Origin of the sequence: Enterococcus sp. PF1-24, from assembly GCF_029893325.1 — a bacterium.
Taxonomy (GTDB): Bacteria; Bacillota; Bacilli; order Lactobacillales; family Enterococcaceae; genus HY326.
In genome coordinates, this window is sequence record NZ_JARXWL010000020.1 from 17,978 (window position 1) to 33,196 (window position 15,219).

The 15,219-nt window shown below is 36.2% G+C and carries 12 protein-coding genes; all 12 read right to left on the bottom strand.

All coding sequences use genetic code 11. The features are described 5' to 3' along the window. Window positions 1-109: 109 nt before the first annotated feature. The 12 genes from M2139_RS09660 to pyrH all read right to left on the bottom strand — a co-directional run bounded on the left by M2139_RS09660 (window position 110) and on the right by pyrH (window position 15,092). Window positions 110-2,542, bottom strand: coding sequence for a cell division site-positioning protein MapZ family protein (locus M2139_RS09660; RefSeq protein WP_280738634.1), 2,433 nt, complete (start codon window positions 2,540-2,542; stop codon window positions 110-112). A 201-nt stretch (window positions 2,543-2,743) separates the two neighbouring features. Next, entirely contained in the window at window positions 2,744-3,853 is a 1,110-nt protein-coding gene (gene rpoD, locus M2139_RS09665) for an RNA polymerase sigma factor RpoD (protein ID WP_280738635.1), read from the bottom strand. 24 nt (window positions 3,854-3,877) lie between these two features. After that, a complete protein-coding gene (gene dnaG / locus M2139_RS09670) occupies window positions 3,878-5,740 on the bottom strand; it encodes a DNA primase (RefSeq protein WP_280738636.1) in 1,863 nt (620 codons plus the stop codon). Between the two features lie 319 nt (window positions 5,741-6,059). Continuing rightward, complete coding sequence (locus M2139_RS09675; protein WP_280738637.1) at window positions 6,060-6,908, bottom strand: DUF368 domain-containing protein; 849 nt, start codon at window positions 6,906-6,908, stop codon at window positions 6,060-6,062. Window positions 6,909-6,957: 49 nt separating this feature from the next. Further along, window positions 6,958-7,599 carry a lysozyme family protein gene (locus M2139_RS09680; protein ID WP_280738638.1) on the bottom strand — a complete coding sequence of 214 codons (642 nt, stop codon included), beginning with the start codon at window positions 7,597-7,599 and terminating at the stop codon, window positions 6,958-6,960. Between the two features lie 184 nt (window positions 7,600-7,783). Beyond that, window positions 7,784-9,496 carry a proline--tRNA ligase gene (locus M2139_RS09685; RefSeq protein ID WP_280738639.1) on the bottom strand — a complete coding sequence of 571 codons (1,713 nt, stop codon included), beginning with the start codon at window positions 9,494-9,496 and terminating at the stop codon, window positions 7,784-7,786. A 32-nt stretch (window positions 9,497-9,528) separates the two neighbouring features. Further along, a complete protein-coding gene (gene rseP, locus M2139_RS09690) occupies window positions 9,529-10,821 on the bottom strand; it encodes an RIP metalloprotease RseP (protein WP_280738640.1) in 1,293 nt (430 codons plus the stop codon). A gap of 176 nt (window positions 10,822-10,997) precedes the next feature. Next, window positions 10,998-11,798 carry a phosphatidate cytidylyltransferase gene (locus tag M2139_RS09695; RefSeq protein ID WP_280738641.1) on the bottom strand — a complete coding sequence of 267 codons (801 nt, stop codon included), beginning with the start codon at window positions 11,796-11,798 and terminating at the stop codon, window positions 10,998-11,000. 86 nt (window positions 11,799-11,884) lie between these two features. After that, window positions 11,885-12,691, bottom strand: a complete 807-nt coding sequence (locus M2139_RS09700; protein ID WP_280738642.1) for an isoprenyl transferase — start codon at window positions 12,689-12,691, stop codon at window positions 11,885-11,887. Between the two features lie 346 nt (window positions 12,692-13,037). Next, complete coding sequence (frr, locus tag M2139_RS09705; RefSeq protein WP_280738643.1) at window positions 13,038-13,592, bottom strand: ribosome recycling factor; 555 nt, start codon at window positions 13,590-13,592, stop codon at window positions 13,038-13,040. A 116-nt stretch (window positions 13,593-13,708) separates the two neighbouring features. Further along, entirely contained in the window at window positions 13,709-14,275 is a 567-nt protein-coding gene (locus M2139_RS09710; protein ID WP_280738644.1) for a hypothetical protein, read from the bottom strand. A 94-nt stretch (window positions 14,276-14,369) separates the two neighbouring features. Beyond that, window positions 14,370-15,092, bottom strand: a complete 723-nt coding sequence (gene pyrH, locus M2139_RS09715; RefSeq protein WP_280738666.1) for a UMP kinase — start codon at window positions 15,090-15,092, stop codon at window positions 14,370-14,372. Window positions 15,093-15,219: the final 127 nt, after the last annotated feature.

A 15,219-nucleotide genomic window follows, 5' to 3' on the forward strand; every position in this document is an offset into this window, starting at 1 on the left:
CCTCACTTTAAAATCACAACTTCATCTTTTTAAAACTGGAGCGAGAGTGGAACATTAAACTTTCGTTCCACTCTCGACATTCTTTCTTAAATCACATTAGAACTCGCTTTTAATTTACACGAGTATTTGGTCCACCAGGTCCATTCCCTTTAAACCAACCTGTTTTACAGTTAATTGAAACAACATAACTACCGTCACCACGGAATAAGTTATAAATCCCGTTGCCATTAACAATTACTGCTGGTTGTAAGGTATAAGCATCAGCAGTAATATAACCCCGTTCAATACATTTATTAATCACAGTTTCTTTAACATCGCCAGCCCAGACCCAAGCAGAATTAGCAGTGTCATTAACATCATTAGTATTAGTCTCTACAATTGGCTTGCCTTCTGTGTTCATAGTAAAGCCAATTACTGCACCACCATCGCCAATTGTATAGCCATAGCTGCTACCACTGCCGGCGTTGCTACTTGTACCACTATTATTGTTAGCAGTGCCATTGTTTGAAACAGAACCGTCAGTATTTGCAGTACTACCACTTGTCGTGCTATTACCGTTTTGACCAGCTGGATTAGTTGTCGCTTCTTTCTCAGTTAAATAAGTGTTAACATCCTTTAATTGACTTTGCAAATCTTTAGCTAAAGCAGAATTTTTTATTGCTGCTACAGCTGCCACTGCTACATCATAATTTTCCCGAGTCGCTGAATCTAAAACTCTTCCAGATTGATAAACTAACGCTACTTTTGTTTTAGCCGTTTGTAACGTTTGATACTGTTCTTCAGCCACTTCAATTGCTTGTTTAACTAAAGTATCAAACCCACCTGTTGTTTCAGGTTTGGTTAAAGTAATTTCTTTATCAGCTTTCAGCATTGGATTTTCAACTAAACCATGACCATTAATGATTGGTGTCGTGAAAAGACCATTGACATCTTTAATTGTTGTCACTTTTTCTTTAACTTTATCAAAGGCTTTTACTAAATCTTGATAGCCATCTTCTTTGCTATATTTATCAAGTTCAACTTTAATCGTTCCTAAGCTAGCATTGACTTTTTCACTCTTAATAAATTCTTGGGTATCATCAGTATAAAAAGCATTTAGTTCTTTTTCAATGTTAGTCATAGCTTCGGCTGTTGCTTTTTGTTCTTTAGCTACACGAGCAGCTTCAGCAACTTTTTGTTGATTTTGATAATAAACATAATAAGAACCACCACCAGCTAATAAAACCGCTGCGGCACCAAGATAAAGCCATTTTTTCCGACTCTTCTTAGGCGCTGTTTCAGCTGCTTCATTTGTTGTTTCTGGCAGAACTGGTTGCGATTGTACTTCTGGTTTTCTGACGTCTTTAGCAGTTGGTTCTGGTTGTGGCACAATTGCTTTAGTGTCAGATAAATCTGTTTTACGTTTTTGTTGTAATTGCTGCTCTAATTTTTTCCGATTGAACTCTGGTAAAGGTTGCAAACGAGAATGATTATCTAAATTTTTAGCTGTTTCATTAAATTTAGGCAGATTAGCAAATTTTTTCGCTACACTTTCATCTTCTGAAGGAAGGGGTACTAAATCAGGGTCATCAAATTCAAAGTAATCTTCTGATTCCTCTGCTGCTTCATGATAAGCATCTCTTTCCGCAATTTCATCGGCTAAACGTTTCGCTTCCTCAGTATCTAAGACGAAAAGATTAGGCGGTGTATCGTTGCCTTTTCTTTGTTCGTCGGTATTTTCAGTCACTTCTTCAGAAACTTCTTCTGTCGCGGTTACAACTGCTTCAGTTTCGGTTTCTTCTACAACTTCTTCTGCTGATTCACTGACTTTCTCAGAAACGACTGCTTCTTCCAATTCTTCAGAGTCAAGCATATCAATTTCTGGCGTTTTAACCTCTTCAGTAAGTGTCTCAGCGTCATCTTCTGCAACTACTTCCACTGTTGTTTCTTCAGTAGCATCGCTGACTTCTGTTTCAAGAACTTCACTTTCCTCTGCTACTGTATCAGATAACTCGTCAGAAACTTCTATTTCAGTTGTTTCTTCAAGGGAAGTAACTAACTCTTCAGTCTCTCCATCAGTGATTTCTTGACCTTCATGAGTAGTTGAATGACGATGTGCTTTGATGTATTGTGCTAAAACATCATTCTCTGATAACTCAAAATCAAATTCTTTTGTATCGTCATCTTCAGTTGTTGCTTGTTCCGCCAACTGTTCTTTTTCTGCATTTTCTACTTTATCAGTCAATGCTTGTAATTCTTTCAAGTCATCCTCATCTAAAGTATCATTCAAAATTTCAGCAACTGAACCAATCGACATATCTTCAAAGTCAGACCATTGAATATCATCGTTGATATCAGAAATCGCAAACTCTTTCGTTTCTGAGATGGTTGCATCAACCTCATTTTCCTTTGAAGTATCTTTTCGTTCGGCAGCCAAATTTTCTAACGGCTGAGAACCTTCTATATTATCATTACTATCTTCTTTAATTAAAAAACCACAGTTAGGACATTTATCTAAGTCACCAACATATTCAAATCCACATTTTGGGCATGCATGTTTCACGGAATTCATAAACTCCTTCCTCTAATCATCTAACTTTTAATCTAACATAGAAAGCCTTTTGTTCCAATACTTCAGATGAAATTTTTTACAAAACTTGACTTTTTTTCCTATAAAAACACAAAAGAATCTTCAAAAACGAGTTAAAAAAGAGAAAAACCCGATAAGCAAAAGGACTTATCGGGCCAAAATATTAACAAATATTTATTCTAAGAAGTCCCGTAATTGTTTAGAACGAGAAGGATGGCGCAATTTCCGCAAAGCTTTTGCTTCAATTTGTCGAATCCGTTCACGAGTGACACCAAATACTTTACCTACCTCTTCCAATGTCCGTGTTCGGCCATCATCTAAGCCAAAACGTAATCGCAAGACGTTTTCTTCACGATCAGTTAAAGTATCTAAAACTTCTTCTAACTGTTCTTTTAATAACTCATAGGCAGCGTGTTCTGCTGGACTAGTTGCTTCTTGGTCTTCAATAAAATCACCTAAATGAGAATCATCTTCTTCCCCAATTGGTGTTTCTAATGAAACAGGCTCTTGAGCAATTTTCAAGATTTCGCGAACTTTTTCAGTTGGTAAATCCATTTCTGCACCAATTTCTTCTGGTGTTGGTTCCCGACCTAAATCTTGCAATAATTGACGTTGAATCCGAATTAATTTATTAATGGTTTCCACCATATGCACAGGAATCCGAATCGTTCTTGCTTGATCGGCAATTGCTCGCGTGATAGCTTGACGAATCCACCAAGTCGCATAAGTTGAAAATTTGAAACCTTTGCGATAATCGAATTTTTCAACAGCTTTCATTAAGCCCATATTACCTTCTTGGATTAAATCAAGGAATTGCATTCCCCGGCCTACATAACGTTTAGCAATACTTACAACCAAACGTAAGTTAGCTTCAGCAAGGCGTTGTTTCGCTTCTTGATCGCCTTCTTCAATTTTTAATGCTAAAGCAACTTCTTCTTCGGCGCTTAACAAAGGTACACGACCAATTTCTTTCAAATACATCCGAACGGGGTCATTAATTTTTACCCCAGTCGGTGCAGATAAATCTTCTTGTTGGGCCTTAACAGCTGTTTTTTCATCTTTCTTTAAGCTGTGAACACTAGGTTCACCATTTTCATCAACAACACTAATTCCTGAATCTTCAACTTTTTGGATTAATTTCTCCATTTCGTCTGCGTTCAATGAATAAGGTGTCGCCAATTGATTGCTTAACTCATCGTAAACAACTTGTCCTTTACTTTTGTTCTCTTTGATAAAAGCGGCTAATGCTTCATCATATGTTACTTTTTTTGATTCTTCTGCCATGTAGGAAGGCCCCTTTCAAAACTATTAGGCTTGCTTAAGCTGCTTGGTTAACTCAAATATTTCAATTTGTAACTCCGTATCTAATTGGCGATTGCCATTACGACTGGCTTCTTGCTGCTGTCTTTTCTTTTCAGCGATTTTTTCAGCAATTTCAGCCTTGGCAATCACGTGAAATAGATCTTGGATTTCCCGCGCAGTGCTTTCTTCAGAAAGTTCTAAATAGGCAATTTCTATTACGACTTTCTTAAGTGCCTCATCCTTAAGAAAATCGATAAAATCAGCTAAATTAAACTGATTTGTTTCCGTTAAATAAGTATCCATCAATAAATAGATTTCTTGATATTCATCATGGATAAAGTGAAAATCTTGACTTTGAAGTTCTCCACGTAGTGTTGCCTCGTTAAATAAACGATACAGCAGCATCCGCTCAGCTTTTTCCACTTGTGTTAATGGTTTAGCTTGCGTTTGTATAGTTAAATCATTTGTAGCAACAGCTGGTTGAAATTGTCCTTCTGGTGAAGAGTAGTAAGCGGCCCGTTCTTCTTGTCGGACATTTTGTTGCAAAGAACGAAACTGTTGTTGCAATGATTCACGACTCACTTGAAACTCTTGTGCTAATTGAACCAGATAGCGATCTTGCTCAATCGGTGAAGGAACTTTCACTAGTGCTTGCAAAACTTCTTGTAAATAATCTAGCATTTCCTTTTCATTTTGCAGGTTACGATTTTTTCTTAGGTAACTCATCTGAAAAGCAAATGTCGTTTGTTGTCCATGAAATAGTAATTCTTTTAAAGCTTCATCACCATATTTTTTACGGTAATCATCAGGATCCATTTTTTCAGGTAAGCTGACAACGGTTAGCTTTAAAGCACTGTGTTGTTGCAGCAGTTGAACTGCTCGTTGCGTTGCTTCAACCCCAGCAGAATCGCCGTCGTAACAAATGACAACATTTTTACTGACCCGTTGAATACCATTAATTTGTTCATTGGTTAAGCTAGTTCCCATGGAAGCAATACCGTTTTTAATGCCTGCTTGCCAAGCCGAAATCACATCCATAAAGCCTTCAAATAAAAAGACTGTTTCCTCTTTGCGAATCGTTGGTCTGGCCGCATCAAAGTTATAAAGAATATTCCGCTTGTTGAAAATCTCAGTTTCTGGACTGTTCAAATATTTTGGTTGATCTTTTCCTGAAAATTCAGCCGTTTGTAAAAACCGCCCGGAAAAACCGATTGTCTTACCTTGAAAGTCTTTAACAGGAAACATAATTCGTTGATAAAACCGGTCAGCTAATGAGCCGTCTTCTCTTTGAATAAATAAACCTGAATCAACCATTGCTTGTTGTTGAACTTGATCATTTTGAAAAATTTTACCCAAAAATTCTCGTTGCTGCGGCGCAAACCCGATTTGGAAGGTCTCAATTAACTCCATCGTTAGGCCCCGGTCTAGCAAATAGTCCAAAGCTTCTTCGCCAGCTTTAGTGTGAACCAACATATGGTGAAATAATTCACGGGCTTTTTCATGTAACTGAATCAATTCTCGCTGTTTAGCTAGTTGCGGATTGTCAACGCTCGTTTCAGAAGTTTTCCAAGCTGCATCAATTGGCAATTGTTCCATTTCAGCAATTTTGATTACCGCTTCAGGAAAGCTAATCCCATCAATTTCTTGAATAAAGGTAAAGACATTTCCACCCTTACCACAGCCAAAACAGTGAAATATCTGTTTATCTTCGGCCACCGAAAAAGAAGGTGTTCTTTCTTCGTGGAAAGGACAAAGACCTAAATGATTTTTGCCGGATTTTTTCAACTGAACATACTGACCAATCACATCAACAATATTGGTTTTACTGCGTATTTCGTCAATCGTTTCCGCTGGTATCTTCTGTGCCATTCAATCCCCCCTTGCTTAAAGGACCACTTGAACAAGTTAGGCCTACCCAACAGTCACCTTTTGATGAAAATCATCAAAAACTGTAGTACTTAGTTGAAAAAAATCGCACCAATGAAATATTAGGTACGATTTGATAACAAGACACAATTATACATTGTCAATTTTATCACAATTTGGTTATTTTTCAAGTCTTTACCCTAGTTTTTTCAATAAAAGCGAATATATTTAAAATTAGCCTAATTATCTTTTGAAAAACAAATAGAACTTAAAAAAAAATTTCAGCTAAAGTTTTTTAACTCCCGCTGAAATTCTTTTTTGTTTATTTATAACGTTCTTCTAAGCGACTCATCCACCAGCCTAATGCCGCTCCTGCTAAGCATAATAAGAAACAAGCAACATAGCCAAGGAAGCCCATACCAGCGTAATTAGTTGGAATAATCATCACGGTTGACGCCAAAACCACCCCTAAAATGAAATGATATAATTTGGCATAAGCTTTACTAAAAATATAATCCATTACTTTTGATAATCCTAAAACACAAACGATTCCGCCAATTCCAATCGGAATAATTACGCCAAAATCTAACGCTTTAATCCCGTCAGCCATTGCTGTGTACATGCCCATATAAACTAAAAAATTAGAAGGACTTAACCCCGGTACAATCATCCCTAAACCAATTAAAGCCCCCGCAATCATCCATGTGAAGAAATTTTGTTCTACATGACCACCAAATAATTTGGCACCGAATAGTAAAAAGATAAAAGCAACCACACTGGTAACAGCCGTAATTCCAAGATCAGTTTTATTACGGCCTTCCTTACCTGCTTCTTTCCATAAAGCCGGCGCCGTACCAATAATACAACCCACAAAGAACCACAAAATCGGTGTTTCATATTCTGTTAATAAAAAACTAACCGCAAAAGAAAGTAAAAATACCCCGGTTACACCCCCTAAGCCAACTGGAATAAAGAACAAGACATTTTCCTTAAAGTTTTTTGTAATATGGGCTAAAAAAGAAATTATCCGCTCATAAATTCCAAAAATCGCTGCTAAAGCCCCACCGCTGACACCTGGTAAAATAAAACCAGAGCCAATAAACATACCTTTTACAAAGCGTAACAGCCAACCTTGTGACTGAGATTTTTCTTTTGATTGATTCTTATCCATGAAAATACTCCTAACTAATGTATTAAATTTTTGCTAACTAAACTTGAAGTTAATTAAAGAATTTTTGATAGAGCTCGATAAAAACTTGATTATCTCTAACGATTTCAGCGTAAAAAAAGTTACCACCGTTTTTATATAAATAACCACGATTATATAAAAGCGACTGAACTCGCCAATAACGATAAGTTTCTTCCGTGCTATTGCCTAAAAAAGGCGCCACGACATCTTTAGAATATCGTTCAGCTAACTTAGTTGTGTTAGTTCCACCGTTAATTTTTACATAATCAATATAATCAAGCCCGTAATTATAAGCTTGAACAGCTGTCCAAAGGTCACAATCAGCATCGAGTCCGGCTTGAATCGCCTGTGAAAGATATTGCATCCCTTGATTCAAACTTTCTTCCTGCGAATGAATTAAGGACTGTTCTCCCGTTAAACTTTCAGAGCTTTGCATCAAATCAGTGCCATTACCTTTAGATTCTGTATAAATAATTGCTAAAACTAAATTTTCATAACCTTCTAGCTGATATTGCTGCGTCAGCTGAGTTACTTGTTGGCGATAAGAAGAAACTTGCTCAACATTTTTATAAATTTTATAACCAAAATAGATGGCTACAATCAAGCAGACTAATATTATCCAGCGAATAATTCTAAATAGCCAACCAATTGGACCTCTTCGTTTTCTTTTCATTTATTTTCATCCAAACTTTTCAAGATAAATTTATACTACCGAACATTCTACCATAAAAAAATCTTTACCGCATAATTTAAAAGTAACTTAATAAATAGAATTGCCAAATTTTCACGTAAAAAGTATTTTTATAGCAGTCAGCAACATGAAAAAATCCACCCGTTTCCACGGGTGGAAAGGTTACTTATTCTGATGCTGGATTTAATAAAATACTTAACGTACTAGCCAGTTCATCTTTACGAACCTCCAACATCTCATTGGTCCGTCTAATCTTAACTTCAACAACACCGTCGACAGCTTTTTTCCCAACCGTGATGCGAATCGGGCAACCAATTAAATCTGCATCTGCAAATTTAACCCCTGCTCTTTCGTTACGATCGTCAACTAAAACTTCATAACCAGCTTGCGACATGGTTTTTTCCACTTCTTCAGCTAATTTTGATTGATGTTCGTCGTTAATGTTCATTTGCACAATATGCAAATCAAAAGGCGCAATCCCCCGTGGCCAGTTGATGCCATCTTCCTCAGCATTTTGTTCAACAATCGCTGACAATAAGCGACTAACGCCAATGCCATAGCAGCCCATAATAATCGGAATTTCACGACCATTTTCATCTAAAACCGTTGCGTTCATAGCTTCACTATAGCGTGTTCCTAATTTGAAGATATGGCCAATTTCAATCCCTTTAGTAAAGGCCAACTCGCCATTACCGTCAGGAGAAGGATCTCCCTCTTGAACAAAACGTAGATCTTCATAAGCAATAACTTCAAAATCACGACTAGGATTGACATTACGATAATGATAACCCGTTTGATTCGCACCAGTAACGCCGTTAGCAATCCCTTGAACATAAAGGTCTGCATAAATTTTAACTTCTTGGGAAACACCTACTGGCCCCAGCGAACCGAACTCAGCATTTAAATATTTTAAAGCTTCTTCAGCAGTTGCTTCTTCTAAGAAATCCGCTGCTAAAAAGTTTTTCAGTTTAATTTCATTAACTTGATGATCTCCCCGAACTAAAGCCAGTACAGGTTCTCCATCAGCCATAAATAACATTGATTTAATCGTTTTTTGTGGTGAAATTTCAAAGAAATTCGCGACTTCTTCAATCGTTTCCACCTCTGGCGTAGCTACTTTCTCTAAAGCTAGCTCAGCTTCATGAGAAGTTTTCGGTGTATATAAACTAGTTGCCATTTCTAAATTAGCAGCATAGTCACTTTCAGTTGAATAACAAATGGTATCTTCACCAATTTCAGCAATTGCCATAAACTCTTTAGAGTCTTTACCTCCCATGGCACCACCATCACCAATAATCGCTCTAAATTCTAAGCCACAACGTTCAAAAATCGCATGATAGACTTTTTCATAGCTACGATAAACTTCATCTAATGACTCTTCTGTTGCATGAAAAGAATAGCCATCTTTCATCATAAACTCGCGACCTCGCAACAAACCAAAACGTGGACGTTTTTCATCACGGAACTTCGTTTGAAATTGATACAAAGAAAGTGGTAAACGTTTATAAGAGTTAATTTCATGACCAATTAAATCTGTAAAAACTTCTTCATGAGTTGGACCTAAAAGATAATCACGTTGATGACGATCTTTTAAGCGATATAAATTAGGACCATATGTTTCATAACGCCCTGATTCAATCCACAATTCTGCCGGTAAAAGTGCTGGCATTAACATTTCAACCGCATCAATTTTATCAAATTCTTCACGCATGATGTTTTTTAATTTCTCTAAAACTCGATTCGCCAATGGTAAATAGGAATACACTCCTGAAGCCACTTGCCGAATAAAACCACCCCGTAACAACATTTGATGACTTAAAGCCTCTGCATCATTTGGTACTTGACGTAATGTAGGTATAAGCATTTTAGATTGTTTCATTTTCTCCATCCTTACTTATTCAATTTTCAAATTTAACGGAACAAGAAACGTTGAATATCATTCCATGTAACAGCCAACATTAACAGTACCATGCACCCAACCCCAATCAGGGTGATAATACCTTCTTTCTCTTGACTAAGGGGTTTGCCTCTCAATCCTTCAATAATATTAAGCAATAATTTACCGCCATCTAACCCAGGAATTGGTAGCAAATTCATAATGCCTAAACTGATTGATAACCAACCCATCAATAGTAAAACAGTCATTGCGCCGCCTTCTGAAGCCTGTGCTGACAGCTGGAACATCATTACTGGTCCACCAAGTTGATTAATATTAAAACGTTTAACTAAACTTTTCAGAGAGTCAAAAATTGATAAAATTTGATTACCAGTTTCTTTCGCACCCCAAATAATTTTTTCCCCAACACTTGCTTTAGTAATTTTAGCCATGGTTGTAATACCCACGCCTAAGCGACCAACCGTTTGACCATCAACTTTTTCTTTTTTCGGTGCTACTTTAATCGTTTGCTTTTGATCATCTCGCAACACTTCAAAAGCGACTTCTTCTTCAGGATGAGCGGAAATAATTTCAATCGCTTCATCGCCAGTATTAATCGCTTTGCCGTCAATCGTTAAGATTTGATCACCAGTTTGAAAACCAGCTTTTTCAGCAACACTATCAGCGACAATTTCACCAATCGCAACTTCCTGATGTTGATTATCAGGAACGCCGCCACGTAGAAAAGCAATCGCGATAAAAATAACCAAACTTAAAATGAAATTATTCATTGGTCCAGCAAAATTGGTTAACATCCGCTGCCATAATTTCGCTGATTGAAATTGAACATCTCTTGGTGCGATACGAACTTCCACACCATTTTCTTCAATAATTGTTGCATCATGACAAACAGTATAGGTCATTTCTTCGGTTTCGTCCCCCATGACAAAACCAGATATTTCTAACGCATCAACTAAATCGTGCTTCGTTAATTCCAACGGCACACTATTAGGCAGTTGAATTTTTTTACTTAAATTAATTTTAACGACTTGATTGTTTTCATTAAGCATAATAGCTAAGGGCATTCCTGGCGTTAAAGTGGTATCATCTTCTTCAACTCCCGCCATTCTTACATAGCCACCGACTGGTAGCATACGAACGGTATAAGCGGTGCCATCTTTCCCCTGATGCGCATAAATTTTTGGACCCATACCAATCGAAAATTCCCGGACAAGAATCCCGGATTTTCTGGCAAAATAAAAATGTCCAAATTCATGAATAAGCACTATTACGCCAAACACAATCAGAAATGTAATAACTGTCTTCATGTAATCCTTCCTTCATTTGTTAATCTTTTTAGTAGAGCTAACTGCCATTTTGCTTGCTAGCCTACGGAAAAGCTAGACACATTTTATCATATTACGAAAGAATAACCAAATTAATACTAGTAAAAGCTGAGAAAATAGCAATTTTCTCAGCTTTTTTCAAAGATTTTTAATTATTTTTAAAAGATGCCGAAAAGATGCATGATTGGGAACACAAACAACAAGCTATCAAAGCGATCTAAAATCCCACCATGACCAGGTAAAATATTCCCTGAATCTTTCACTTCGTAATGACGTTTAATTGAAGATTCAACTAAATCACCAAACTGACCGACAATTGAAAAGACAACTGTAAATAGCAACATTACAATTGTGCTATAACCAAAATATTCTTTGCTTGGATAAATCAGAATAAAAATCAACGCCACAACTACTGCGCTTAAAATCCCACCAAGTGAGCCTTCAATGGTTTTATTTGGTGAAACACTTGGTAATAATTTATGCTTACCAAATTTTCGTCCAACCATATAAGCGCCAATATCAGTTGCCCAAACAATAAACAAGGCTAATAAAACGGCTTGAATACTGGCATTACGTGCTGTAACGAGATGTTGGAAACCAACCCCAGTATATAAACTTGCGATTACTGGGAAACCAGCTTCATCAATGGTATAAGTATTTTTAGAAATCACTGACATTCCTAATAAAACCATGACAATTAAATAATAAATTGTAAAAGAACTCGTGCCATCAGGTAAAAAAGGCAACCAGCGACCTAAAGGTAAAACCAAAATGGCTGCCCCAGCGGCTGACAAAACTCCTTCTAAACTAAAAATCGTTAAACCTTTCATGCGAAATAGTTCATAAACGCCCACCACAGCCATCGCTGCAGCAACTAACTCAATCGCAATTTTACCATACCAAATCACTGGAATAAAAAAGGCTAACGCAACTACTGCGGTAATCACTCTCTGTTTCATTGTTATGTTTCCCCCTGTTTCATTATTAATGTATTAATTTTTTTCAAAAATAATTTTATTTTCATCATGTGTATCATTCTGAAGAATTAATCTTCTACTTGGCTGTCGGTTTTAGTTACGCCACCGAAACGACGGTTGCGGTTTTGGAATGATGCAATGGCAATTTCTAATAATTCTTCGTTGAAATCTGGCCAAAAAGCATCTGTGAAAAATAATTCGCTATAAGCAATTTGCCATAGTAAGAAGTTACTAATTCGTTCTTCGCCGCTTGTACGAATTAAAAAGTCAACTTCTCTTAAATCAGCTGGTAGAAAACCTGTCATTAAATGGTCAGCAATTGTCGCTTCATTTACAGCATCAGCTGCAAGCTCCCCAGCTGCTACTTCTTTAGCAATTTCTGCCGTTGCCGTAACAATTTCTGCACGACCACCATAATTTAAAGCAAAATTTAAAATCATGCCTGTATTATTTTCAGTTGCCGCCATCGCTCGTTGAATGGCATCTTGAGTATGAGCCGGCAACGCTTCTTGATAGCCCATCACATGCACTTTTACATTTTCAGCAATTAGTTCTGGCACAAATTTATCAAAAAAATCAACTGGCAATTGCATTAAATAATTAACTTCAGAAGATTCACGTTTCCAATTTTCAGTTGAAAAAGCGTATAAAGTTAATACTTTTACACCAAGTTTAGAAGCGTGTTTAGTGATTTTTTTTACAGTTTCCATTCCTTCTTTATGGCCAGCCACTCTTGGTAAACGACGATTTTGCGCCCAGCGCCCATTGCCATCCATAATAACCGCTAAATGTTTTGGCACAGCCCCTTCATGGTCAAAATTATATTCGCTTGTTTCTTGAACATATTTATCTTTTTGCGGAAAAAAATGAAACATCTCCGGAAAAACCTCCTTGTTCGTTTTAATGTACTAATTTTCCTTTGAAAAATTAGTTTGATTCTCACGCCGTATATCATTCGACTAGCTTGATGCTCTGGTAAGTCGAACTGACATCCTTGTTCGTTTTAATGTAATTTTTCTTTGAAAATTAGTTCTCACTAAAAATTTATCTTATCTATTATAACAATAACTTAAATTAATTACTTAGAAATATCAAAAGTTTTTGCTATTTATTAAGAATATTTTAAAAAGACTTTTTAAAAGTAAGTAAAAAAAGAGCACTCACCCGTATTTTAGGGCAAGCACTCTTTTCAATTAATAACCTTTTTAAAAGTTTTCGCTTTTAAACGTCTAGTAATTCTTTTTCTTTATTGGCAGTGATATTGTCTAAAGCTTTAATGCTGTTATCAGTTAAAGTTTGAACTTGTTTTTCTAAGTCTCGCAAATCATCTTCAGTAATTTCACTTTTCTTTTGTTGTTTTTTGAAAGCATCAATCGCATCACGACGAGCATTTCTAACCACAACTTTTGAAGCTTCGGCAGCTTTTTTCACATCTTTAGCTAATTCTTTACGACGTTCTTCGGTTAATTGTGGAATCACTAAACGAATCACAGTACCATCATTTGTTGGGCTGATACCAATATCACTAGCTAAAATCGCTTTTTCAACATCACCAATTGAAGATTTATCAAAAGGTGTAATCATTAAAACTCGTGCTTCTGGAATGGTAATTGAAGCCAATTGATTCACTGGTGTTTGCGCACCATAATAATCTACATTAATACGGTCTAATAAGCTTGCATTCGCACGACCCGCACGAATTTGACCTAATTCCCGTTGTAAAGCTTGTTCAGCTTTTTGCATTTTTTCTTTCATAGCATCTAAAACTGTATCCATTTTTATTTCCCCCTTACAATAGTTCAAAAAAATAATTTTTTAATAATTTTTTATGATTGCGATGTTGCTCTTACTAACTTCCATTATATGTTAAAAAGCTTTTTACATAAAGCTTTTTATTTGTTTTTTTCAACTTCTTTTGAATAATTCAGTTTGAAATAATAAAGCATTGAAAAAATATAATGAAAAATAATTGAACCGATAACTAAGAATCTATATAGCTGACTAGTTTGCTGGCCTTCATAAGGTGAAGTATCTAAAGTAATTACATATCCCGTTCTTAGCAAGCGAACAATCCAGCCTAAACTAATTATACCTGTTAAGCTAATCATAAGATTGACTGCTTCATTTGTTTTTTTCTGAAAAGGTAGAATGATACTAGTCCATGGAAATATAAAAGGCACGACATATAATCCTAATGTAAATATAATTATCCAAGCAATTAATTGAGTAAGGAAATAATATCTTATTGCTTCCCGCATCCAAAAATATGTTGCTACAAAAAAATAAAGAACAAACAAATATTTAAAGCGATTTAGTATCCCAATAACTTTCAAACTCACAGATTGATACTTAACCATTTTTGCAGTTAGAAAATCTAATAATTTTTTTTGAATAAAAGTTAAAATTAGTACTAAATAAAAAGCTAACCATACCATCAAAGCATATTTACCAGGTTCCATAAGACGCTCCTTCCTTTTAAAAAATAAATACCGCTGACTTGTTACCAACAACAGAGCCAGCGGTATTTCATCCAAATTTAGCTAAGTCAAAGACCTATTTCCCTCTAACTGTAGTTCCGATATGTTCACCTAAAATTGCGCGGCGAATATTACCCGTTTCGTTTAGATTGAAAACAACCAATGGAATATCATTGTCCATACTTAATGAACTAGCTGTTGAATCCATCACTTGCAAGCCTTTAGAGATTACTTCTAAATGCGTTAATTCTTCAAATTTAACCGCATTTTTATCAAGTTTAGGGTCCGCTGAGTATACACCGTCCACGTTATTTTTAGCCATTAAAATAACATCAGCATTAATTTCAGCAGCTCGTAAAGCAGCTGTTGTATCAGTAGAGAAATATGGATTGCCTGTTCCGCCGGCAAAAATGACTACCCGACCTTTTTCTAAATGACGTTCTGCCCGGCGACGAATATAAGGTTCAGCAATTTGACGCATTTCAATTGAGCTCTGTACCCGAGTTGGTACGCCAACATTCTCTAAGGTATCTTGCAATGCTAAAGCATTCATAACTGTCGCTAACATGCCCATATAGTCCGCTTGAGCGCGTTCCATGCCCATTTGAGCACCAATTTGTCCTCGCCAGATGTTACCACCGCCAACCACGATAGCCATTTCAACACCTAATTCATGAACTTCCTTAATTTCTTTAATGATTTCCTTAATTACTGGTGGCTTAATGCCAAAACCATCATTACCAGCTAAAGCTTCACCACTTAATTTCAGTACAACACGTTGATATTTAGGTTTCATGATTGCTTCCTCCAATTTTCTCTATCCATTATTTTATCATAATCCAAATTTTTCTCTACAGCTCTGCATAAAAAAATCTAGTTATTCTTTAAAATGCAGCCACTTTAAACGACTGATACTGTATTTGCTC